General features: G+C 55.5%; 20 protein-coding genes. 8 read left to right on the top strand and 12 right to left on the bottom strand.

Annotated elements, in window-relative coordinates:
- Window positions 1-37: 37 nt before the first annotated feature.
- Window positions 38-985 carry a TIGR02285 family protein gene (locus AUQ43_RS07025; protein ID WP_062955548.1) on the top strand — a complete coding sequence of 316 codons (948 nt, stop codon included), beginning with the start codon at window positions 38-40 and terminating at the stop codon, window positions 983-985.
- A 45-nt stretch (window positions 986-1,030) separates the two neighbouring features.
- Here the strand turns inward: AUQ43_RS07025 and pssA are convergent, their stop codons facing one another.
- The 4 genes from pssA to AUQ43_RS07005 all read right to left on the bottom strand — a co-directional run bounded on the left by pssA (window position 1,031) and on the right by AUQ43_RS07005 (window position 5,209).
- Entirely contained in the window at window positions 1,031-1,891 is an 861-nt protein-coding gene (gene pssA / locus AUQ43_RS07020) for a CDP-diacylglycerol--serine O-phosphatidyltransferase (protein WP_062955547.1), read from the bottom strand.
- On the bottom strand, window positions 1,891-2,613 hold the full coding sequence (locus AUQ43_RS07015; protein ID WP_062955546.1) for a phosphatidylserine decarboxylase: 723 nt from the start codon (window positions 2,611-2,613) through the stop codon (window positions 1,891-1,893). The genes pssA and AUQ43_RS07015 overlap by 1 nt, the downstream gene beginning before the upstream one ends.
- 165 nt (window positions 2,614-2,778) lie before the next feature.
- Window positions 2,779-3,993 (bottom strand): Ig-like domain-containing protein, encoded by a 1,215-nt coding sequence (locus AUQ43_RS07010; RefSeq protein WP_062955545.1) that lies wholly within the window; start codon window positions 3,991-3,993, stop codon window positions 2,779-2,781.
- A 235-nt stretch (window positions 3,994-4,228) separates the two neighbouring features.
- The gene (locus AUQ43_RS07005; RefSeq protein WP_062955709.1) at window positions 4,229-5,209 is read right to left on the bottom strand and encodes a hypothetical protein; all 981 of its coding nucleotides are present in this window, start codon (window positions 5,207-5,209) and stop codon (window positions 4,229-4,231) included.
- Between the two features lie 346 nt (window positions 5,210-5,555).
- Between AUQ43_RS07005 and AUQ43_RS07000 the strand changes: the two genes are divergently transcribed.
- The 6 genes from AUQ43_RS07000 to AUQ43_RS06975 all read left to right on the top strand — a co-directional run bounded on the left by AUQ43_RS07000 (window position 5,556) and on the right by AUQ43_RS06975 (window position 11,418).
- Window positions 5,556-6,140: a TIGR00730 family Rossman fold protein gene (locus AUQ43_RS07000; RefSeq protein ID WP_062955708.1), complete on the top strand. Its 585-nt coding sequence runs from the start codon at window positions 5,556-5,558 to the stop codon at window positions 6,138-6,140.
- 253 nt (window positions 6,141-6,393) lie between these two features.
- On the top strand, window positions 6,394-7,179 hold the full coding sequence (locus AUQ43_RS06995) for a DeoR/GlpR family DNA-binding transcription regulator (protein ID WP_062955544.1): 786 nt from the start codon (window positions 6,394-6,396) through the stop codon (window positions 7,177-7,179).
- On the top strand, window positions 7,176-8,300 hold the full coding sequence (locus tag AUQ43_RS06990; protein WP_062955543.1) for an ABC transporter ATP-binding protein: 1,125 nt from the start codon (window positions 7,176-7,178) through the stop codon (window positions 8,298-8,300). Before AUQ43_RS06995 ends, AUQ43_RS06990 begins: the two co-directional genes overlap by 4 nt.
- A 16-nt stretch (window positions 8,301-8,316) precedes the next feature.
- Entirely contained in the window at window positions 8,317-9,582 is a 1,266-nt protein-coding gene (locus tag AUQ43_RS06985) for an ABC transporter substrate-binding protein (protein WP_062955542.1), read from the top strand.
- Between the two features lie 97 nt (window positions 9,583-9,679).
- A complete protein-coding gene (locus AUQ43_RS06980) occupies window positions 9,680-10,573 on the top strand; it encodes a carbohydrate ABC transporter permease (RefSeq protein WP_062955541.1) in 894 nt (297 codons plus the stop codon).
- The gene (locus AUQ43_RS06975) at window positions 10,570-11,418 is read left to right on the top strand and encodes a carbohydrate ABC transporter permease (protein WP_062955540.1); all 849 of its coding nucleotides are present in this window, start codon (window positions 10,570-10,572) and stop codon (window positions 11,416-11,418) included. The genes AUQ43_RS06980 and AUQ43_RS06975 overlap by 4 nt, the downstream gene beginning before the upstream one ends.
- A 224-nt stretch (window positions 11,419-11,642) precedes the next feature.
- On the opposite strand, the gene AUQ43_RS06970 is transcribed toward AUQ43_RS06975, so the two are convergent.
- The 6 genes from AUQ43_RS06970 to AUQ43_RS06945 all read right to left on the bottom strand — a co-directional run bounded on the left by AUQ43_RS06970 (window position 11,643) and on the right by AUQ43_RS06945 (window position 20,248).
- Window positions 11,643-13,544, bottom strand: coding sequence for an autotransporter outer membrane beta-barrel domain-containing protein (locus AUQ43_RS06970; protein WP_062955539.1), 1,902 nt, complete (start codon window positions 13,542-13,544; stop codon window positions 11,643-11,645).
- 131 nt (window positions 13,545-13,675) lie between these two features.
- Window positions 13,676-14,509, bottom strand: a complete 834-nt coding sequence (locus tag AUQ43_RS06965) for a hypothetical protein (RefSeq protein ID WP_062955538.1) — start codon at window positions 14,507-14,509, stop codon at window positions 13,676-13,678.
- Between the two features lie 31 nt (window positions 14,510-14,540).
- The gene (locus tag AUQ43_RS06960) at window positions 14,541-15,518 is read right to left on the bottom strand and encodes a formylglycine-generating enzyme family protein (RefSeq protein ID WP_084272016.1); all 978 of its coding nucleotides are present in this window, start codon (window positions 15,516-15,518) and stop codon (window positions 14,541-14,543) included.
- Window positions 15,519-15,555: 37 nt separating this feature from the next.
- Complete coding sequence (locus AUQ43_RS06955) at window positions 15,556-17,151, bottom strand: arylsulfatase (RefSeq protein ID WP_084272015.1); 1,596 nt, start codon at window positions 17,149-17,151, stop codon at window positions 15,556-15,558.
- Window positions 17,152-17,564: 413 nt separating this feature from the next.
- Window positions 17,565-19,145 (bottom strand): DHA2 family efflux MFS transporter permease subunit, encoded by a 1,581-nt coding sequence (locus AUQ43_RS06950; RefSeq protein ID WP_062955537.1) that lies wholly within the window; start codon window positions 19,143-19,145, stop codon window positions 17,565-17,567.
- Window positions 19,145-20,248 carry an HlyD family secretion protein gene (locus AUQ43_RS06945; RefSeq protein ID WP_062955705.1) on the bottom strand — a complete coding sequence of 368 codons (1,104 nt, stop codon included), beginning with the start codon at window positions 20,246-20,248 and terminating at the stop codon, window positions 19,145-19,147. Before AUQ43_RS06945 ends, AUQ43_RS06950 begins: the two co-directional genes overlap by 1 nt.
- 94 nt (window positions 20,249-20,342) lie before the next feature.
- On the opposite strand from AUQ43_RS06945, the gene AUQ43_RS06940 reads away from it, so the two are divergent.
- Window positions 20,343-21,014: a TetR/AcrR family transcriptional regulator gene (locus tag AUQ43_RS06940; protein ID WP_062955536.1), complete on the top strand. Its 672-nt coding sequence runs from the start codon at window positions 20,343-20,345 to the stop codon at window positions 21,012-21,014.
- Here AUQ43_RS06940 and AUQ43_RS06935 read toward each other — a convergent pair.
- Both AUQ43_RS06935 and AUQ43_RS06930 read right to left on the bottom strand, forming a co-directional pair.
- Complete coding sequence (locus AUQ43_RS06935) at window positions 20,995-21,699, bottom strand: glutamine amidotransferase (protein ID WP_062955535.1); 705 nt, start codon at window positions 21,697-21,699, stop codon at window positions 20,995-20,997. The two genes, AUQ43_RS06940 and AUQ43_RS06935, sit on opposite strands and share 20 nt — an antisense overlap.
- Before the next feature lie 11 nt (window positions 21,700-21,710).
- Complete coding sequence (locus AUQ43_RS06930; protein ID WP_062955534.1) at window positions 21,711-22,439, bottom strand: hypothetical protein; 729 nt, start codon at window positions 22,437-22,439, stop codon at window positions 21,711-21,713.
- Window positions 22,440-22,575: the final 136 nt, after the last annotated feature.

Here is a 22,575-nt window from a genome sequence, read left to right as displayed (position 1 = left end):
TTTCAAAGCTGTTTTCTCGCGGGAACAAAGGTATTTCATGGCATGGGCCCATTGGCATAAAGCACGATCACTGGCATTTGGACTTACCTGCACACTAGGTCTGTCAAGTGTGCTCACGCCCCATGGGGCTGTGGCCGAAGACACATCACCAGATCATCAATCCCTTGTCTGGGCTGTCCCGTCCTTTGCACCGGCTTTCATCAATGAGTCCGGCAAACTGAGCGGCTATGCCGCCGATACCCAGAACTGGTTTGCCGCCCAGCTTCCGCAATACGATCACGATGTACTGCTTGTGCCCCTTGCCCGTCTTCTGGCCGAAATGAAAAACGGCGACGGGGACTTGCGCTGCTCAACAACACTGATCCCCACCCCGGAACGACGCAAATATATAACTTTTGCCGATACCGTTTTGCTGCATCTGCCGGTTTCGGTCGTCATTCGGGCGGAGGATGAGGACCGCTTTACCCCTTATCTCAATGACGAGGGTCACATCGAACTCGACAGGATTCTGGGCGACGAAAACCTGTCAGCAGCGATCCGCATCGGACGTGCCTATGGCAGAAATGTAGATGCACATATCAACCAGTTCCGCGAGACCAATCAGGTCATGCAGGTCGCAGAGGATACCAAGTTTGTCCGCATGCTTGACCTTGGCAGGATCGACTGGACGCTTTATTTCCCGTCCGAGGCAGAATATTACCGCCGTCTGTTAACGCCAGAACTTGCAATCAAGGCCCTGCCAATTGCCGGCAATACCACCTTGCTTGAAGGCACAATTGGCTGCGCGAACACCCCGCTCGGCAAACAGACGATTGCGAAAATCAACACCATCATCGAAGAAAACCCGACCATGCCCTGGACAGAGTTCTATGCCCAATGGCTTGGTCCCAGTGACCGTGAATGGTTCTATGCCGCGCGCGACCAGTACATCCATTCCGAACATTTCGAAACACGGCTGGAATACAGTCCGTCAGCCGCACAATAAACAAAAAAGCCGGCAATGATGCCGGCTTTTGTTTTGATCTTTTGATCAGTTTTGATGGACGCGGTTCAACCCGTCTTCCGGGTCGTCATCGGGCTCGCCGTCATCCTCTTCTTCATCCTGCTCATCGCGACGCTGCTGGTTCTCGACACCCATACGACGATAGGAGCGATAGGACAGCGGGAAGGTGATGAAATAGATCGCGGCAATCACCGAAAGCGTCAGCCACGGCGAGGATACCAGAAACGCCACCGACGCCCCGAACGCCAGCATCAGTGGCAGCACCCAGGCACGCGGCACCTTGACCTTCTTGAAGCTGAATGTCGGCAAGCGCGACACCATCAGACCCGCGATAATCACGCCATAGGGCGCAACGATATAGGGGCTATCAAAGATGCCTTCGCCAAACTGGAAGGTCAGCACAATCGGCCACATCGCAAGGGCGGCGGCCGCCGGGGCCGGAACCCCGGTAAAGAACCGATAGGCCCATGTCGGCAATTCCGGTTCGCCCAGCATCTGGGTATTAAAGCGTGCCAGACGCAGCATCATGCAAACTGCAAACAGCAATGACAAAGCCCAGCCAATCCCGCCAAATTCATGCAGCGACCAGAAATACAGCATCATCGCCGGTGCGACGCCAAAGCACACAAAGTCCGACAGGCTGTCAAGCTCGCCGCCAAAGCGGCTGGATGCATTCAGCATCCGTGCCAGACGGCCATCAAGACCGTCAATAATCCCGGCAATCAGAATGGCGGCAACTGCGGCCTCCCAGCGATCCTGCATTGCAAAGCGGATCGAGGTCAGACCGGCACACATGCCCATTATCGTTGCCACATTGGGCACCAGCCGTGTGAGCGACATCGCCTTGAAGCGACGGGGACGACGAATGGGATCGATGCCGCCTGCCATTAGCGGATCTCCCCGACTGCCGCGTCCTTGTCCTTGACCGAGACATCGGCAAGGACGGTTTCACCGGCAATCGTGGTTTGCCCGACAATCACATTGGGGGATACGCCTTCTGGCAGATAAACATCCACGCGCGAGCCAAAGCGGATCAGGCCGAAACGTTCGCCAGCCTTAAGCTGTGACCCGGTGCCGACATCACACAGAATACGACGTGCAACCAGACCAGCGATCTGGACAACACCAAACTCGCGGCCTTCCTTGTCACGCACCAGAAGGATCTGGCGTTCGTTGTTTTCCGATGCCTTGTCGAGTTCCGCGTTGACGAACTTGCCGGGCACATAGGCCTCGCCAATGATCTCGCCATTGACCGGGCAGCGGTTCACATGGACGTTGAACACATTCATGAAGATCGACACACGCGTGCGCGGGGTCTTGTCATCAAGTTCGAGTTCCTTGGGCAGCGGAGCCTGCGAAATCATGCAAACACGGCCATCTGCTGGCGAAATCACCAGGTTTTCGTCGATCGGGGTAATACGATCCGGGTCGCGGAAGAAATACGCGCACCAAAGTGTCAGGATCACGCCGATCCAGCCCAGCGGTTCCGCAATCAGGAACAAGCCCACAGTGATCGCTGCAAAGATCGCAACGAATTTCCAGCCTTCCGGATTGATCGGCACAAGAACGGATTTCAAAGTCTTAATTCCCTGGTTGCCATGGTTGGGCATATCAATTGGTACGCTTGGTACCGTGCGGGCGCTTCCCTAGCATCTAGTGATGACAAAGGGCAACGCAACCCGCGTCATATGTTTGGCCCCAAACTTAGGTTCAGTACGTAAAAGGGGCAAAACACACTTACCATGTGCTTTGCCCCTCGAAAAGAAAAGTGATGCTTATTGCTGAATTTCTTCGTTCGGCAGTGCAAAAATCTGCCCCGGGTAAATCAGGTCAGGATCGCGGATCTGATTGCGATTCTGATGATAGATCACCCAGTATTTCAGGCCTTCGCCATAGGTGCGGCGCGCAATACGCCACAGGCTGTTGCCCGGTTGAACGACATAGCGTGACCCCGGTTCAAGGATTTGATCGGGCCGTGCCCGCTCGAACGGAATTTCAACGCGTGCGGTGACGTTACCCGAACTGTCAAGCTGATCGGCACGCATCGTGTAGTTGCCCGGTTCAATCGGCTCACCGATGGTCAGCGCCCAGTTGCCGTTTTCATCGGCCGGTGCGGTGCCAACATGCTTGTTATCAAGGTAAATCCGAACCGTGTGATCCAGATCAGCTTTGCCCGACATCGCAACGCGGCCTTCGGTATCGTAATCAACGATATCAATCGACAGGCGCGGCAGGCTTGGATCCTGTGTTTCGGTTGCTTCCGCTTCGGGTGCGGATGCGGTCTCCGGTGCGGGGCCCTGCATCACGGTTGCGGCACCATCACCTTCGGACGGGACCTTAAGCGCAATAATCGGCTGCTTTTCCTTGGCCGGTTCGCTGGAAGCTTCATCAGATTGTGCCGATACACCATCTGCAACATCCGCTGCTTTGGTTGTTTCGGTTGTTTCGGTTGTTGCTGGTGCTTCGGCGGTTTCGGTTGCCGGATCACTCGCAGGCGCAGGCGCCGGTGTCGACGCAGGTGCTTCTTCCTCGGGGATCAGAACAACGATCTTGTCCTCGGACTTGGCAACCTTGCCAGTCTCGTCTTCGGCCTCAAGCGACAATTCACGATCGCCACTTGCCAGCGGCTTGTTTGGCAGAACAACCCATTCGCCGCGTTCATCGGCTGTGGCTTCGCCAATCACCTCTTCACCTTCGCGAATGCGGACCGTGCTGTTGGGTTCGGCGCGGCCTGCGATGACGGCATTTCCGTCCGGGCCGATGCGCACGACATCAAAGCTTGGATTGGTGATTTCAGGCGCGGCAGAGTCCTGCGCGCTGTCCGGTTCCGATGCCGGTTCGCTGGGCGTCGTTTCAGTGGTAACCGAAGGCGCCTGTGTTACTGACGGTGCGGTTTCTTCGTCCGCACTCTTGGTCAGCATATAATTCAGCGCAATCGCTGCAATGATCAATACAACGCCGACAATGACGAGGATATAGGGTCGCTTCACCGGAAATATCCTTGAACGATGTTTATAGTTAAATAGGTCCTTGCCCTACCGCTCGTGCTCAAGACATTGAAATTGTTTGCCATATTCCCCTCAAACAACCCGTCCGAGCACGTTAATTAGAAACTTGTACTACTTTCAGCGCGCAGTTTCCATAACGTAACGAACAAACGATACAGCGCAACCGTTAGGCAAAGATGAAGAGATTCAGAGTACTTGCCGGACATTGCCCGTACACTCAGAGACCTCTTGCCGCCATTTCAGCACCGACATAGGCGACAAGGGCCGCAATGATCAGCGGCAAGGCAAGAACACCAACCTTTATGACCGTCCCCAAAAGCACCGCTTGTGCGGGATTATCACCCGGAAGATGGGCTGCCAACCGGACAGATGCCTGACGGCCGGACACCACCAGCAGCAGCACGGCAAAGGCAAGGCAGGATGCCGGAACAATGATCATCGCACTTGCAGCCCCTGCCATCAGCGCCCCGACAACACCAAGCCAAACGGCCACACGATATTGTGGTGCCGCCTTTTCAGAAATCAGGGCCACAATCAGCGCAACGCTCAGGGCTGCCTGCAAGACAACAAAATCATTCAGCCCGAACAGATGCACAACGATCCCCTGCCCCAGTGCCAGCGTCATCAAAACCGCGACCGGCCCGGGTTTGGCAAGGCTTTCAATATCGACCGCCGCTTCCGCTGCCGGGGATTTGGTGGCCTTTGACCTGGCCCCTTTGGCTTTCCTGCCCTTGGCCGGTTTCGCGACTTCTTCGTCATCTTCGGAGAAATCCGGGCGGGTCACCCACAGGAAGCAGCCCCCGATCAGCAAAAAGGCCAGCCATGCGACGATCTGGATCGCAGTCGGATGGTATAAAAGCCCGCTCACTGGCGCGGCCAGAACCAGCCATGCGCCCAGCAACAGGATCACCCCCGCGACACCCAGCGAAATGCGTTCCGACAGCCGCGAAATATCCATGATCGCGCCACAGACACCGCCAAGTACAAGCATCAGAAGTGCCGCCCCCACACCCCCACGTGCGGTTTCGGGCAAGCCAATGGCCGCGGGTACCGCAACGGCGACCGCCGGGATGATTGCGCCCAGCACAAGACGGCGCGCAATCGCGCGTTCCAGCCCCAGCCACAAGGCCAGCATCAGAACGGCAGCAATGATGCCCGATATCATAATAGCGAGAATGAAAGGACTATCGACAAACACGTTGGGCGGTCCTGCCTTCTTTTTATGGTTACGCCGAGCGCAGTTTCCTGCTTTGAAAACTACCCATCCCACAATCAGGTTCAGAACTTGTTAACCCTGCGACAAAAAGCGCGCGATCCGCAGGTTTCCAAGCCTTGCCGATTAATCCCACAGCCAATTGGCAACAATGCGGCCAAAGACGATCAAATCTGGGCACAGGCGTGTCATTTAAATTTCAGATGCTGCCATGCGGAAATTACTGCCACAGATGCGATTTGATCGGTTATGGTCGCTTTCCGTACGGGACGAAGCGCTGCAAATGCGCCGTCCCGCTACCTGCGAAACAAAAAACACAAGGCAGGTCGCCATGACGAAAATAAAATCAATCTGTGTCTTTTGCGGTGCTTCGGACGGCAAGGACCCGCGACACATGGAAAACGCCATCGCATTTGGCAAGATGATGGCCGAACGCGACATCACACTGGTATATGGCGGGGGCCGCATCGGCCTTATGGGCGCTGTGGCAAATGGCGTCATGCAAAATGGCGGAACAGTTGTTGGCATCATCCCGGCCCATCTTGACGATATCGAAGTTGGCCATACCGGCCTGTCCGAGCTGATCATTTGCAAGTCCATGCATGAACGCAAGGTCGAGATGTTCAAACGATCGGACGCTTTCGTTACCCTGGCGGGCGGGCTTGGCAGCCTTGATGAGGCGTTTGAAGCCATGACACTGCGCCAACTGGGCATTCATGACAAACCGATGGTGTTCCTTAATGCGCTGGGCTACTGGGACAAATGCTTTGACATGATTGACGGCATCATCGAGGAGGGCTTTGCCCGCCCAAGCCACAAGAACCTTTATACCGTTGCCGACACCCTTGAAGAGGTGTTTGAACAGCTTGCCGCCGAACCGGCCCCGCGCTTTGACCCGCGCGAAAAGCTGTTCTGATTCAAGCAAAGCGCCAATTGCACGCTTCACGACGCCGTCCGAGCCAGATCGGGCGGCGTTTTTTGTTCCGTCCCCGTCACATCGCCGATGATCTATTGGCGTTGCTCACATAATCATCTTTTCTAAGCCCATGATTTCCGGGCCGTTAGCAACCGCCGGAACATTCACACGAATGTCACTTACTTGAAACCGTAGTGACAACGAAGCCGCCTATGATCGTTTTCATGTTCAAAACAACAAATTGAACGATCATATGAATATTTCCGCGCGACAACGCGACATCATCGATATCCTCCGCCGTGACAGCTTTATCTCGATTGACAAGCTGGCCGCGCATTTTGACGTTACCCCGCAAACCGTGCGGCGCGACGTCAATATGCTCAGCGATGCCAATCTGGTGCGCCGTCGCCATGGCGGCGTTGAATATGCAGGTGAGCCGGGCATGAACCTGTCCTATGAAAGCCGGCAGGTCACCAATATCGCCGCCAAACATGCCATATCGCTGCATGTCGCAAGCCTGATCCCCGACGGGGCCTCCATCCTGATCGGGATTGGCAGCACGCTTGAACTGGTCGCGCTTAATCTGGCCGATCATCGCCACCTGACCGTGATCACCAACAACATGAATGCCGCCATGGCGCTGGGCAACAATACCGGCAACCGGATTGTCATTCCCGGTGGCACGTTGCGCCTGCCCGATCGCGATGTCATCAGCCCCGAGGCAGAGGCGATGTTTAACAAATACAAGGTCGATTTTGGCCTGTTTGGCGTTGGCGGTGTTGAGCCCGACGGTACCCTGACCGATTTCGATCATCGCGAAGTTTCACTGCGTCAGGCGATTGCCGCCAATTGCCGCAACTCCATCCTTGTTGCCGATCAATCCAAATTCGGCCGCCCGGCCCCGGCCAAGGGCGGCCATCTGACCGATCCTGACCTGATCGTGGTCGATGGCGCGCCTGGTGGCGTTTTCGATCCGTTATTTGACCGTCAGGACGTTCGCGCGCGTCTGCAAATTGCCAAAAGCGAAAGTTACGAATGACCAACCAGTCCCCCTTTATTCGCATCAATGCTGTGTCGCGCGTGTTTAACGGCGGCAATGGCGTGCATGACCTGTCACTCGACATTCCGCGCGGAAGCTTTGTCGTCCTGCTGGGGCCATCGGGCTGTGGCAAGTCGACAACCCTGCGTCTGATTGCCGGTCTTGAAACCGCCGATCAGGGATCGATTGCGATTGATGGCAAGGACGTCACAAGCACCCCGCCATCCAAGCGCGGCCTGTCGATGGTGTTTCAGTCCTATGCCCTGTTCCCGCATCTGAGCGTTGCCGAAAACATCGTCTTTGGCCTCAAGGTCCGCAAAACCAAGAAAAATGAAATCAACACCCGCCTGACCGATGCCCTGCGTGTGACCGGCCTTGAAGGATATCAAGACCGCAAACCCGCCCAGCTTTCCGGTGGGCAGCGACAGCGCGTGGCACTGGCGCGCGCGATTGTTGCCGGTCATTCGCTTTGCCTGATGGACGAGCCGTTATCAAATCTTGATGCCAAGCTGCGCCATGCCGTGCGCAAGGATATCCGCGACCTGCAACAGCGCCTTGGCATTACGGTTGTTTATGTCACCCACGATCAGACCGAGGCCATGAGCATGGCCGACATCGTCATCCTGATGAAAGACGGTCGGATCGAGCAGGTTGGCAACCCCGCCGACCTTTACCTTAAACCCGCCACCGCCTTTGCCGCCGGTTTTGTTGGCAGCCCGCCCATGGCGCTTATACCGGCAAACGCCCTGCCTGCCTCGGTCATCCCCGACGGTCTTGATGCCAATCACCTGACATTTGGCATCCGCCCCGAAGACCTGATCCTGTCGACCAAGCTTGGGCAGCAACCTTGGGGCATTCCCGCCACCGTGACCGGCAGCGAGTTTTTGGGTGCAGAAACATTTGTCTTTGTCGCGATCCCGGGAACGGATGGGGCCACCGCCCGACTGCCCGGTCGCGTTGAAATTTCGCCGGGGACGGAAGTCTCGCTTAGTTGGGCTGGCGCTGCGGCCCACTGGTTTGATGGCGAACACGGTCACCGTCTGACACCGACGGTACCGGGCACATCAGCGCACGTTACCAAGATCACCTCTCAACCTGACACTGCAACTTCGACACTTTAACAGGGAACTATTGTCCATGCGTAACATCGTAACCAGTGCTGCAATCGCGGCCGGACTGATGGCAACGGCGGCAAGCCCGGCCTTTGCTGCGACCGAGTTGACCATGTATTATCCCGTCGCTGTTGGCGGCCCGCTGACCAGCGTGATTGACGGCATGATCGAAGGCTTTGAAGCCGAAAACCCGGATGTCAAAGTCAATGCCATCTATGCTGGCAACTATGACGACACCCGCCTGCGCGCAGTTTCGGCGATCAAAAGCGGCGATCCAGCACAGCTTTCCGTGATGTTTTCAATCGACGTCTATGACCTGATCGAACAGGACCTGATTGTTCCGTTTGATGATGTCGTCAAAACCGCCGAAGACAAGGAATGGCTGAATGGCTTCTATCCGGCGCTGATGGCCAATGGTGAAGTCGATGGCAAAACCTGGGGCATCCCGTTCCAGCGTTCGACCATTGTCATGTACTACAACAAGGACATGTTCCGCGAAGCCGGTCTTGATCCGGAAATGCCGCCTAAGACCTGGGAAGAACTGGTAACGACTGGCAAGGCGCTTTCGAAAGACGGCAAATGGGGCCTGATGGTACCTTCGACCGGGTATCCGTACTGGATGTTCCAGTGCTTTGCCATCCAGAATGGCAAGGAACTGATGAGTGCTGATGGCACCGAGACCTATTTCGATGATCCGGCGGTTGTAGAGGCGCTTGAATTCTGGCGCGGCCTTGCGACCGAAGAAAAAATCATGCCGGAAGGCACCATTGAATGGGGCACGCTTCGTCAGGCCTTCGTTCAGGGCCAGACAGCCATGATGTGGCATTCGACCGGCAACCTGTCGGCGGTCAAGCGCGAAGCACAGTTTGATTTCGGCGTTGCCATGCTGCCGAAACACAAACAGCCGGGCTCACCGACAGGTGGCGGCAACTTCTATCTGTTCAAGGACTCAACCGATGAGCAGAAAGAAGCATCACTGGCGCTGATCAAATACATGACCGCACCGGAACGTGCGGCAGAATGGTCGATTGCCACCGGTTATGTTGGCGTCACCCCGGATGCCTACGAAACCGACGCGCTTAAGGCCTATGTTGCCGACTTCCCGCCAGCGCTGGTCGCGCGTGATCAGCTTGAAGTCTCGGTTGCCGAGTTTTCCACCTATGACACCGCGCGTGTCCGCGAAGGTCTGAACAACGCCATTCAGGCGGCCCTGACCGGTGAAAAAACCCCGGAAGAAGCCCTTGGCGATGCGCAAGCCGAAGCCAACCGTCTTCTGCGGGCCTTCCACTAAGAGCGCCCGATCTGCATGCCGAAGCGGGACATTCCCCGCTTCGGCGCCTTTGTTTGATGATTTTGATTAATTGATTTCTTCGCAGGACGTGCCGACCATGAATGAAATGGCCCGACTTCAAAAACGCAGGCTGGCGCTTTATGGCTGGATGCTGGCCGCACCGGCATTGGCCCTGATGAGCCTGTTTGCCTTTTACCCGGCCATTGCGACTTTTTGGCACAGCCTGTTTAGCCGCGGCACGTCACGCCGCCCGTCAGTCTTTTCCGGATTTGAAAACTATGGCGATCTGTTTGCTGATCCGACCTTTTGGACGGTTGCGACAAACAACCTGATTTATGCCGGGGTGACGATCCCGGTTTCGATCATCTTTGCGCTCGTCATGGCGCTTTGGGCCAATGCCCATATCCCGGCACGATCATTCGTGCGCAGTGCCTATTTCACGCCGACCATTTTGCCAATGATTGCCGCAGCCAATTTGTGGCTGTTTTTCTATACCCCCGATCTTGGGGTGATTGACCAGATTACCGGCTTCTTTGGCGCATCGCCGACCAACTGGCTGGGACAGCCGGAAACGGCCCTGGCATCCGTGATCATCGTGACGATCTGGAAGGAAGCCGGGTTCTTCATGATCTTTTATCTGGCAGCCCTTCAAACCATCCCGCCGGATCTGCGCGAAGCCGCCCGGATCGAGGGGGCCGGTCGCTGGACCTATACACGCCGCGTGTTGCTACCGCTTTTGATGCCGACCACGATCTTTGTGTTTGTCAATGCGATGATCAATTCGGTCAAGCTGATCGACCATCTGTTCATCCTGACCAAGGGCGGGCCCAACAATGCGTCAAAACTGATCCTGTACTGGATCTGGGAAATGGCATTTGCCTATTTCGACAGCCCGCATGCCGCCGCCATGACCATTCTTGTCTTGCTGGCCCTTGGCCTTGTCGCCGTCGCGCAGTTCCGACTGGTTGAAAAACGGACCCACTACCGATGAAAACAGATACCGTCACTGCCAACACCACACTCAAACTGCCTGATCTCGACAAGGTACTGGATGTACTTGGCGCATGGGTTCTCGCAATTGTCTGGATTTCACCGCTGCTGTTTGCCGCCTGGGCGGCATTGCAACCATCGGGCACGGCCCTTGGTCTGGATTTTTCCAATCCACTGACGTTCGAGAACTTTGTCTATGTCTGGGGTGCCGTGCCGTGGGGCGGGTATTTTACCAATACCGTGGTGCTTGTGACCCTGATCCTTGCAGGTCAGTTGGTGCTGTGTACCCTTGCCGGATTTGCCTTTGCCCGGTTTGAGTTCAAGGGGCGTGATACGGTCTTTATCCTGGTCCTTCTGCAGCTTTTCATTCTGCCGGAAGTGCTGATTGTCGAAAACTACGCCATCGTGTCCAAGCTGGGTCTGTTTGATACAGCACTTGGCATCGGTCTGCCTTACATGGCCAGTGCATTTGGCATTTTCTTGTTAAGGCAAGCCTTCAAATCCGTGCCAATCGAGCTTGAAGAAGCCGCGCGGATCGAAGGATGCAGTTGGATGGGTGTTCTGTGGAAGGTCTATGTACCTGCGGCCAAGCCGGTCTATCTGGCCTATGCGCTGGTATCCATCGCCACACACTGGAACAACTTCCTGTGGCCGTTGATTGTGACCAACTCGCCAGAAACAAGGCCGCTGACGGTGGGCTTATCACTGTTTGGCGCACCGGAAACCGGGGTGGATATCTCGGTGATCAGTGCGGCAACTATCATGACCATCGCCCCGCTTCTGATGGCGTTTCTGATCTTCCAGCGGCAATTCATTCAGGCCTTCTTGCGCGCAGGCATCCGATAGAGTGTCACCGTTCGGGGGTGTGTTCTCGATCTCTTTTCTTGAGCGCCCGATTGTATCACATTGGTTCTCACATCCAGTCCCTGCAGGATGTGTCTCCGTGGCACCACACGGAGAGCCACGTGATCTCCCCAGACACGATGCGGCAGCAACATCTTGCGCCTTTCGGCCTCCCCCCGAAAGGCTGAAACGTCCGGGCCTCCCACCCGGGCGTTTTCTTTTGCGGATCAAAACGCGAAGGACACGCGTGCCTTCGCCTCCCAGATATCAAGCCCGTTCTGCCCGATACTGAGATACCCGGCCCCGACATCAAAGGCGATCCGGTCCTCATAGAAAAACCGCATCCCGCCCCGGATTGTACCGGTCACAGGTGATGTGTCTTCAAGTCGCAGATCACCCGACAGGATCTTGCCATCATTGGGGCGATCCAGTGCGATGTGTAGCCCAAGCTCGCCATAGGGCATCCCAAGAAGATCATCACCCAGATCAACATAGCGGCTGGCCTCGCCCGATATTTCCGCCGAACCATAGCCAAAATGATCCGACCCGATATCAACCGTCACGGGTGTGCCATTGATGGTCCCGCTCAGGTCATAGTCCTCGACAAAGGTTTCGGCATAGGAAAGTCCAAAGCGCGGGCGCAAGAACCATTCTTCATAACGATACTGCCCGTTGATCGCAGCAGCAGCTGAAAGTTGATGGGAAAAGTAATTCCCTTCAAGCACAACAACCTCAAGGTCATTTTGCAGCAACATATAGCCAAGCGACCCTTGAATCGCCCATTGCGGCGACAATCTATGGGCAAAATATGGTCCGACCGACAGACCATAAGCCGCCGTTTCAAGACCACCGTCATATCCCTCTGATCCGCTGGTTTCGAAAGAGGCGGAAACACCTGCAACCGTATCCTCGGCAATTTCGCGATCAACCCCGAACAGGAAGGATCCGCTGTAACCTTCGGTATCAAGGTTGTATCGACGATCCTGAGCATAAACCCCGCGCGTTTCCGACCAGAAATTCCACAAGGGGTCACTGAAAAAGTCCCTGCCGGGGGTCAAAGGCACATCGGATTGCTCCAGAAGCGAGGCCACCGTTATCCCCTCGTAACCACCCTGACGTACCAAGGTGCACGGTGCGGTAAAGATCGCGCCGCTTTCATCGAGATACAGATATCCATTTCCTTCAAGGATCGCACAGGTACTGTCCGCAAGATACGCGTCCGGCCGCTTTGGAAGCTGCGCATTGGCAACTGTTTCAGGCACGTTTGGCGATGGCGGGGTGATCGCCGGAACCTCAGGCGTGATCGGCTCCGGGGGCAGCACCCCGATGGGCGGTTTTGTGTCGATGGGAAGTTCCGGGGTGATCCCGGTTGGCGGCAAGGTTCCGATGGGGGGCGTTACACCAATGGGGCGTTCCGGTGTAATTGGCTCCGGGGGCAGCACACCAATGGGTGGTTTTGTGTCGATGGGAAGTTCCGGGGTAATCCCGGTTGGCGGCAAGGTTCCGATGGGGGGTGTTACACCAATCGGGAGTTCCGGCGTAATCAGATCGGGTGGCAGAATGCCGATGGGCGGCTTGACGGCAATCGGGATCTCGGGCGTGATACCGGTCGGCGGCAGGATACCGATTGGCGGGATCACGGCGATGGGGATTTCCGGTGTGATCGTTTGGGGCGGCAAAATCCCGATCGGGGGTTTGATCGCAACGGGCGGATCAACAACCACCGGCACCTCTGGTGTCAGAAAATCAGGGAATAATCGTCCGATGGGTGGCAGGTTCACCCCGCCTTTCTGGTTTTGACTGTCCAGAAGACAGCCCCCACCACTGTTGTCATACAAATGGTGCGTGCCGCCATTTCCGGTCGATACCACATCAGACAGGGTCAGATGCAAACCGCGCCGCGCCTGGTTCCAGGTATCCTTGGTTGCCCCTTGTGCATCAAGGCGAAACGCCCCGGCGCTGGTACCTGAAAGCCAGACCGAACTGGCGCTATCAGATGTTTTGCCAACGAAAATCAACCCGCCACTGGCTGCGCAGTTGGCAGCACGGGCATCGAACGGCGCCAACGCAATAGCCAGCACCCCGAAACCTGCAATCCCCCAAAGGTCACTAATTGACGGTGCCTTCACAGCTCCCCTCCCCCCCCTCAAAAAACAACATGCGATCTGTCGTCGCGCGTGTTTACGTCTGTTTCCGATTATTGCACACGCGCGATGCTGGTTTTTAAAAATATCCCCAACCCGGCATTCAATCTGGCTTGTTACTTCGGAAACAGGAATGTCAGCACCAGCCGTGCACCCCATCCATCGGGACCGGCATCTGGACCATCCACCCAGTAGCGTACCCCCGCACCCACGCTGATTTTTTGATCGCCAATACTGGTCAGCTTGGAAACGATGCCATTGACCGGCACCGACCATTGATCGGCAGCCCAGTTATAGGTGCTTTCGGTATTCAGCGCGAAAGTCCAGGCATTCGGCGTGGTGTAATTGATAAATGGCTGGAAGAAACTGGCGTTTGTGGCCGAAGCAGCAGACCCTTCGTCCGCGCCCCAGACATGGTTGGTCAACATACCATAGGTCCATGGACCATCGGCAAACAAACCCACAGCCGTCGGACCTGCCCCCCATTGATCAACGCCAAGACTGTTCTGACTGGCGGTTGGCAGCAGCAATGCCGGACCAACACCCCAGATCAGGCCGCTTTCGGTGGGTTCAACCGGCGACAAGAAGAAACTTTGAACCGTATCGCCAATGCCGGTATCCGTGCCACTATTGCCGTTGAGATCGTTCTGGTGCACCAGCGGCAGGATGGTACGCGAAATCAGGTTCCAGTCATCATTCAGGCGCATTGGCATGACCGGCTGCACATTGATCAGATATTTTTCCCCGTCAGCCGAACCATATCCGCTGTCATAATTGCCCTGAAACGGCAGGCTGATCAGATTGGCCACCGGATTGGCAAGTTGTTTTGCAAGATCGGAGTTATCCGTTTGCGCAAGGGCATTCGCATGCGTCAGCGCTGTACCAAGTCCAATCACACAGACCAAGACTATCTGTTGTAAAAGCTGCGTCGAAAATTGCGTAAAGCCCATGTGCTGCTCCTTTGTTACAGGATCCGGCGCGTCACTCCATATCCCTGACGATGCGGAAACCGATGTGGTTGGACCCGATATGCCCCTCGGCAGGTTGTCGGGCGGCCGGGCGATAGCGCAGGCAGAAATTTGGTGCACATAACCATGAACCGCCCTTAACAACGGTCATCGGGCCGGTTGCACCGCTGGCAAAACGTGCGGCAAGTTTCATCGGCGGGCCGCTTGGGTCCGTCTGGGCCTTGTCAGGATGTCCCGGCACCCACCAGTCGCTGACATGTTCCCAAACATTTCCGGCCATGTCGTAAAGACCATATGCATTTGCCGCAAACTGCCCGACAGGTGCGGTTCCGTGATAGCCGTCATCTGCTAGGTCCTCGCCGGGGAACTGCCCCTGCCAGCTATTGGCTTTCCAGCCCTGGGCGGGGTCATATGTGTCGCCCCAGACATACGCCTTGCGCGACAGACCACCACGCGCGGCAAATTCCCACTCCGCCTCGGTCGGAAGCCTGCCACCTGCCCATTTGGCATAGGCACGGGCATCCTCAATGGACACCTGTGTTACCGGGTGATCATCAAGGCCATCGATGCTGCTTTCGGGTCCGGTCGGATGTTGCCAGTTTGCCCCGGCGATATACCGCCACCAGTTTCGGATATCACCCATATCCACCGCGCCAGCGGGTTGGGCAAAAACCATCGATCCGGGTTGAAGCAGGTCCTTGGGCACGCCGGGATAGTCCGCCGGATCAAGCGGCTTCTCCACCGAGGTAACATACCCGGTTTCCTCAACAAATTTGCGGAACTGGGCATTGGTGACTTCTGTGCGACTGATTGCAAACGAAGACACGGTCACCTGATGGATTTTGGTTTCTTCTTGATAGATCCGGTCTTCCCCCATCAGGAACGTCCCGCCGGAAATCTCGACAAACTCCGGCAGCTCCGCCGCATATGAAAAGCTGACCGGTGGTGCGACTAAAAGGACACTCAGGGAAAGGATGGAGGCACATCGCATAACGATGTGCCTCGCAAAGATCGTCGATCTTGGCATGTTACTGACGTCCCTTGGCAAGGAAGTCCTGAACCATGTTTGACATGTCAAACGATGCCCCGCCCTGCACAGGAGGATATTCACCAAGCGTCTGAAGATGCTGGGTCATCAGCACACTGACGGGCTGCATCAGCCAGGAAACCTTCTGCGCAAGGTGGCCATAGGAATCAATGCTGCTATAGCTTTCGAACGGATCCATCCGCAGATTGAAGATCATCGGGAAGTTCCGCGGCGTCATGTTGTCGTAGTAATCTTCCTTGAGCGCGAAGTGCATTTTCCAAGGACCGACACGCACAGCCGTCAACTGGCTTTCGAAATAATAGAAGATGTGATCACGTGCCGACTGGTCGGTTTCGCCTTGCCAATAAGGCAGGTTGTTCACCCCATCAATATACTGGTTTTTTTCTTCCATCACACGTTCGGCAGGATCATCAATCCCGGCAGCAACGGCAAGGGATGTGAACATGTCCTGATGGCCCTGAATGCCGTTCAGTATTTTGTCTTCGGGCAGTTTTCCCGGCCAGCGGATCATGGATGGCACACGAACGCCGCCTTCATAGGTGGTCATTTTCTCGCCACGGAACGGGGTGGTCGCGCCATGCGGCCAGGATGCATGCTCAGGCCCATTATCGGTCGAATACCAGACAATGGTGTTTTCGGCCAAACCCTGCGCATCAAGCCAGTCAAGCACACCGCCGATATCGTGGTCATGCTGCAACATGCCGCTGCCGTGATAGTCGGCCTCGGATGTATATTCCTCGGCGGCGTAGCGCCACTGGTCATTCAGGCGGGTGTAAAGGTGCATGCGGCTGGTGTTAAGCCAGACAAAGAACGGCTCGTCGGCATCCTTGGCAGCCGTCATGAAGTTGATCGCCGCCGGGATGATTTCCGCCCCGTCAAAATCCTTCATCCGTTCCTGGGTGAGTGGACCGGTATCCTGAATGATCTGTTTGCCAACCCGGCCAAAGCGTGGATCGACCGTGCCGTTGTCTTCTTCGGTGGCAAAGCTGTGCAATACCCCGCGGGTGCCAAAGCGGGCGTCATATTCCTCAAGCGATCCGGCGAACTGTTCGGCAAAGCGTTGATAGTCACGCTGCTCGGCTTCTTCCTGCGTATTGAGGTGATAAAGATTGCCAAAGAACTCGTCAAAACCATGAACGGTCGGCAAATGTTCATTGCGGTCGCCCAGATGGTTTTTGCCAAACTGCCCGGTGCGATAGCCCTCTTGCTTCAGAAGCTCTGCCAGTGTCGGGCTTTCCTTTTGCAGGCCAAGTGTCGCGCCCGGCTGGCCAACCGTCGTCATGCCTGAACGGATCGGATATTGCCCGGTGATAAAGGCCGCGCGACCGGCCGTGCAGCTGGGTTGGGCATAGTGATCGGTGAAACGAATGCCTTCATTGGCAATCCGGTCGATATTGGGCGTGGTATAGCCCATGGTGCCCAGACCATAGGATGACAAGTTTTGCCACCCGATGTCATCACCCCAGATCACAAGAATATTTGGTTTTTCTTCTGAACCGGTGTCTTGCGCCGATGCAATACCACCGACTGCAACCAGTGAAATCACCGCCGCCGCCGTTGTCAGAAACTTCTTCATCGTCTGCTCCTATCCTTCGGACATGCACATGGCATATCACCAAAAGAGTTCCGGGCGATCTCACCCTGGAACGTGTGGGGCCACAGTGATTTTTATCAGGAAAACAATCAGCTATTCACAGCTGGAACCGCAACGAAGTGGAAATTAGTCCCTTGCACTCCGTCTCAAAGGCTACGTTGCGATAAGACCTGTCGAGCTTGTTATAGTCGGGTAATGCTATCGTAAAAATACTGTTGGTTGAATAACTTATTTATGACGCTTGTTTTTTTATAAGTCGCCAGAACCAAAAAAGCCGACCCTTGGTTACCAAGGGTCGGCAAGGCCACACGCAAGCATCTGCTTGCCGGGGTCGGGGGAACACGTGTGTGGCCTTTTTCTGTCTTTTCCCGCGTTTTGCGTTTCGTTTCCGCCTGTTAGTGCCCATCGCCCACGGTCGCCTGACCGCGTGGGGGCTTTGCAAACGGCAATAACAGAAACGCCATCAAAAAGGCTGCTGCCATCGCCAGATAGACATCATTAAACGAAATGATCGATGCCTCACGATTGACGATGCCAACAATGAACTTCATCGCCGCAGCATGCGCATCAGGCAGGCCCATCTCGCTATAGCGTGCCGTAAGGGTCGCCAGATAGTCCCTGAACGCCGCGCTAGCCGGGTTGATGTGATCGGATAAAACCGAGAAGTGGTAATCAATGCGTTTATCAAGCAGCGTGTTGATCGCCGCCATGCCAATCGCCCCACCCAGATTCCGCATCAGGTTATAAAGCCCGCTGGCGTTTTTGATTTTTTCAGGCGGCAGGGTTCCCAACGCCAGATTGGTCACCGGCAACATGCAAAACATCAGCGCTGCCCCGCGGACAACTTGCGGCAAGATTAATTCGTTAAAAGACACTTCGCTGGTATTGAAACCATGCATGGCAAGGCCCGTCGCAAACAGCGCAAGCCCGATACCCAGCACAACACGCGGCGGATACTTTGCCGTCATTTTTCCGGCAATCGGGGCGGACAGGAACTGGCTGATGCCGGTTACCGCCATGACCACGCCGATTTCAAGACTGTCATAACCACGCACCCGCCCCAGCATCAATGGCATCACATAGACGCTGCCATAAAGCCCGATACCAAGGGTAAAACTGAACACGCAGCCCATGGTGAAGTTGCGATCGGCAAAGGATTTCAGGTCCACAATCGGCTTGTCATAGGTAAACATTCGCCAGAAGAAATAGATCCCGGCAATGGCGCATGTGATCGTGCCGTAAACGATTGCAGTTTCATCAAACCAGTCATCCTTGGGCCCTTCATCAAGGACATATTCCAGACTGCCCAGAAATACCGCCATCGCCAAAAGCCCGCGCAGATCAAAATCCTTGAGCAAGCCGATATCACCCCGATCCACACGCAATGTCATGGCAACAATCGCGGCAATCATCAGACCGGGAATCACGTTGATCAGAAACAGCCAGTGCCAGGACAATGACTGCGTCAAAAACCCGCCAAGGGTAGGTCCGATGGTCGGCGCCATGGTGGCAATCAACCCAATCATGACCGACGCGGCATTGCGTTTGTCAGGCGGGAAAATGATATAGGTCGTGGCAAACACGGTCGGGATCATCGCCCCGCCAAGAAACCCCTGAAGGGCGCGGAACCAGATCATGCTTTCGATCGACCAGGCAAAGGCCGACGCCACCGACATCACGGTAAAGCCAAGTGCTGAAATCACGAAAAGCCAACGCGTTGACATCAGGCGCGACAGGAACCCCGAAAGCGGGATCATCACCACTTCGGCAATCAGATAACTGGTCTGAACCCAGCCGATTTCATCGGGGCTTGCCGACAATCCTGCCTGAATGTTTTCAAGCGAACTGGCGACAATCTGAATATCAAGGATCGCCAGAAACATGCCGACAACCATCGCCACCCAGCCGATAAACTGGGCGGTTTCCATCGGGCGCGTTTCGGATTGCGGCACTGTTGTCGGGCTGACGGTTGCCATCAGTTAAGCTCCGAAAGTTCCGCCGTCGGGACGATCCCCTGCGCAAGACCAACACCGGCGACTTCTTCTTCGCCATTGGCATTGCGGGTATCAACATTGACCACCACCGAAAGCCCCGGTCGCAGTGCCTTGGCCCATTTGCTGTCATCCAGTTCGATCCGAACCGGGACACGCTGGGTGATTTTGGTGAAGTTGCCGGTGGCATTTTCCGGTGGCAGCAGGCTGAATTGCGCACCGGTTGCCGGGGCAAAGCTCGCGACATGGCCAACAATCTCGGCATCCGGGAAGGCATCCACCTCGACCGAGACCTTCTGCCCCGGGGCCATGTGACTGATCTGGGTTTCCTTGAAATTGGCAACGATATAGGTGCCCGGAAGCGGCACCAGCACCAGAAGTTGCTCACCCGGCTGAACCAATGCGCCCGTCTGGACCGAACGGTTTCCGACAACACCATCAAACGGCGCATAAAGGCGGGTATCGTCAAGCGCCTGCTGGGCCAGATCACGTGCGGCTTCGGCCTGTCTTACGGCGCGTTCTGCCTCGATCTTCTGGGCACGCAACACACCAAGACGGCCTTTTTCGACAGCCAAGGTCGCATTGGCAGCTGCCACCTGTGCCTGTGCGCTCTCGCGGTCTGCCTTCGCGTAATCGAATTTCTGACGGCTGGCCGCACCCTTTTTGACCAGATCTTCATAGCGATTGAAATCATCGCTGGTGCGTCCAAGTTCGACCCGCGCAATATCGACATTCGCAGTTGCCTGTTTGATCGCCGCATCCTGAAGGGTGATCTGTTCTTCCATGGTGACGACGGCAGAGCGGCGCGCCTCAAGGGCGGCGTTGGCCTTAGCCAGTTCAAGGCGGAAATCATCATCCTTGATGGTCAGAAGCAAGTCGCCCTTGCGCACCGGCTGGTTTTCCGCAACCCGCAAATCGCCAACATAGCCCGACACCTTGGGCGAGACGGCGACTTCATCGGCCTGAAGATACGCATTGTCGGTACTTTCATGGTACTGACCTTCGGTCACCCAATAATACCCGTAATATCCACCGCCACCGATAATCGCTGCTGCGATCAGGGGCAGGATAATTTTCTTCACACTCATTGCCTGATTCTTCCTTTTGGTATTGATCAGTACCATTTGGGAATTTATGGTACTATCCAGTACCAAACGTCAAGTGCGGAATCGGAAAACCCCTGTGCCAGACAGCAAAAAGATTGATCCCAGAACCCTGAAACGTCGCGAAGCCATGATCGAGGCAGCGCGCGAATTGTTTTGCGAACATGGGCTTGCCGGCACGACACTGGAAATGATCACCGCCGAGGCCGGCGGATCTCGCCGAACGATCTATGAGCTGTTTGGAAATAAGGATGGCGTGTTCGAAGCCGTCATTCGCGATTGCACTGGCCGGGTTACATCGGTGATGGCTGATCTGGAATTGTCGCAACTGCCCTTGCGTGCCGCGCTGATCGAATTTGCCGAAACGCTTATGACGCTTCTGACCTCGCCCGATACGATCCGCTATATGCGGCTATTTCTGGCGGAAGTCCCGCGCTTCCCGAAACTGGGAAAGGTGTTTTATGAAAGCGGCCTTATGAAAGGGCGACGTATTATCACGTCTTTTTTTGAGCGCCAGATGGCCGAAGGCAACTTCCCGAAGGGCGATGCAAAACAGGCCGCCGTATTCTTCACAAGCCTCGTTAAGGCCGACTACGATTTTCGCCAGATGACCTATATGGGCTGGGAACCACAGGCAAAGGACCTGCATAGCCATGTAATTGCGGCGGTCGATATGTTTCTGCGTGGCTATGGCATCGAACCAGACAATAGCCACGCAGATAGTTCGCCCCTCACACCCGAATCTGGTTGAGCCAAGACCTGCAAATAATGCCGGCCTTTTTGTCTAGTGACTCTCCAAACATTTCCGCATCAGCACGAAGCCGGGGGATACTTATACCTTCTTGCGACAATTCGGCTGTATGACCAATCAGCCATTGCTCAAAACCAACTGATGTCGCCTCTGGATGGAACTGGAACGCGATAATGTTCGCACCGAGGGAAAATGCCTGGTTTTCATAAAACTGACTGCTTGCCAGACGTTGCGCACCTCGTGGCAAATCAAATGTATCGCCGTGCCAGTGCAAAGTTGTCGGACTTTCCTGAAAAACCGCCAAACAAGATTTCTGCCCGGCTTCGGTAAGTGTGATCGGAGAAAAACCGATTTCTTTCACTGACCCGGGATACACACGGCTTCCGGCTGCCCGTGCTATCAGTTGTGCACCAAGGCAGATTCCCATCGTCGGCCGGTCGCGTTCCAGTTGGCTGGCAAGGAAACGAATATAATCCGTCAGAAAAGGATAGTTGTGTTCATCATGTGCGCCGATGGGGCCGCCAAGAACAACCAATAGATCGGGGTCCAGTGTTTCCAGTTGTTCCCGGTCATCCATACCGACATCGTGATAGACAATGTCATATCCCGCTGCCCTTATGGCAGGGGCAAAAGCACCGAGGTTTTCGAACCCGACATGACGAATGGCGATTGCTGTTTTCCCCATCGGCGGCTCCCTTAGTTTATCGTGCCAGGCATTTTCAAGCCACCAGCAGCTTCAAAGACATCGGTCACACACAAAAGTGGATTGTGAACGCTGGCATTTACCTGCAAGGCAGCCGTTACCGCATCAAAATTGGCCCCTTCAAGATCAGCCTCTGCCTCAAACGGGACGGTCACAACCAGGCTGTCCTCGGTAAAGCGGGGATGCCAGCCCGGGCTGTCGATCAGAATGGGAAGGCCCGGCCAGGTTTTGGGCAGACTGGGCGTTGCACCCTCAGGAATATCGCGCACCTTCAACCCGTCCTGCCCACAGGCGTCATCGGGCACAAGAACCACCCAATGCGAATGCCAGCGGCGACCGTCATTTTCCGGATTCCCGTCACCGTCTTCATCAAAAAGAGGCGTATCATCAAAGTCAGGATGGGACGTTACCGCAAACGAGAGAATACCCGCATCTGCGTCAAAACCGATTACAGAGGTGTCAATCGAGGTTGGCCATACATATGACCACACCGGGGCGCCTGCCAATTGTCCGTGTGCATCTGGTGTTTCGGTTCCTGGCCCGCCCTCGAAATACATGGTGAATTCAAGGGTTGTATCTTTGCGAACGATATCTGCATGATGAATGTCAAATGCAGGGTTATCTGCCGTCAGAGGCGCTTCAATCCGGTGTGCATGTGCTGAGCTGCCAATCAATCCTGCAATCAGGACGGTGCCAGCCAAGGGGAGAATACGTGAAGTCATTTTGCGATCCTTGTGATAATAGTATCGAGTCGCTATTATCTATATTCACAGGCCACGAGAAGGTCAACCATTTAGTATCGAGTCGCTATTAATATGAAACCAGACGCACTTAAGGCAGCAGATCTAATTGAACGGA

This window comes from Thalassospira sp. MCCC 1A01148 (genome assembly GCF_001613795.1).
GTDB lineage: Bacteria > Pseudomonadota > Alphaproteobacteria > Rhodospirillales > Thalassospiraceae > Thalassospira.
This window is presented reverse-complemented; position numbering and strand designations above follow the sequence as displayed.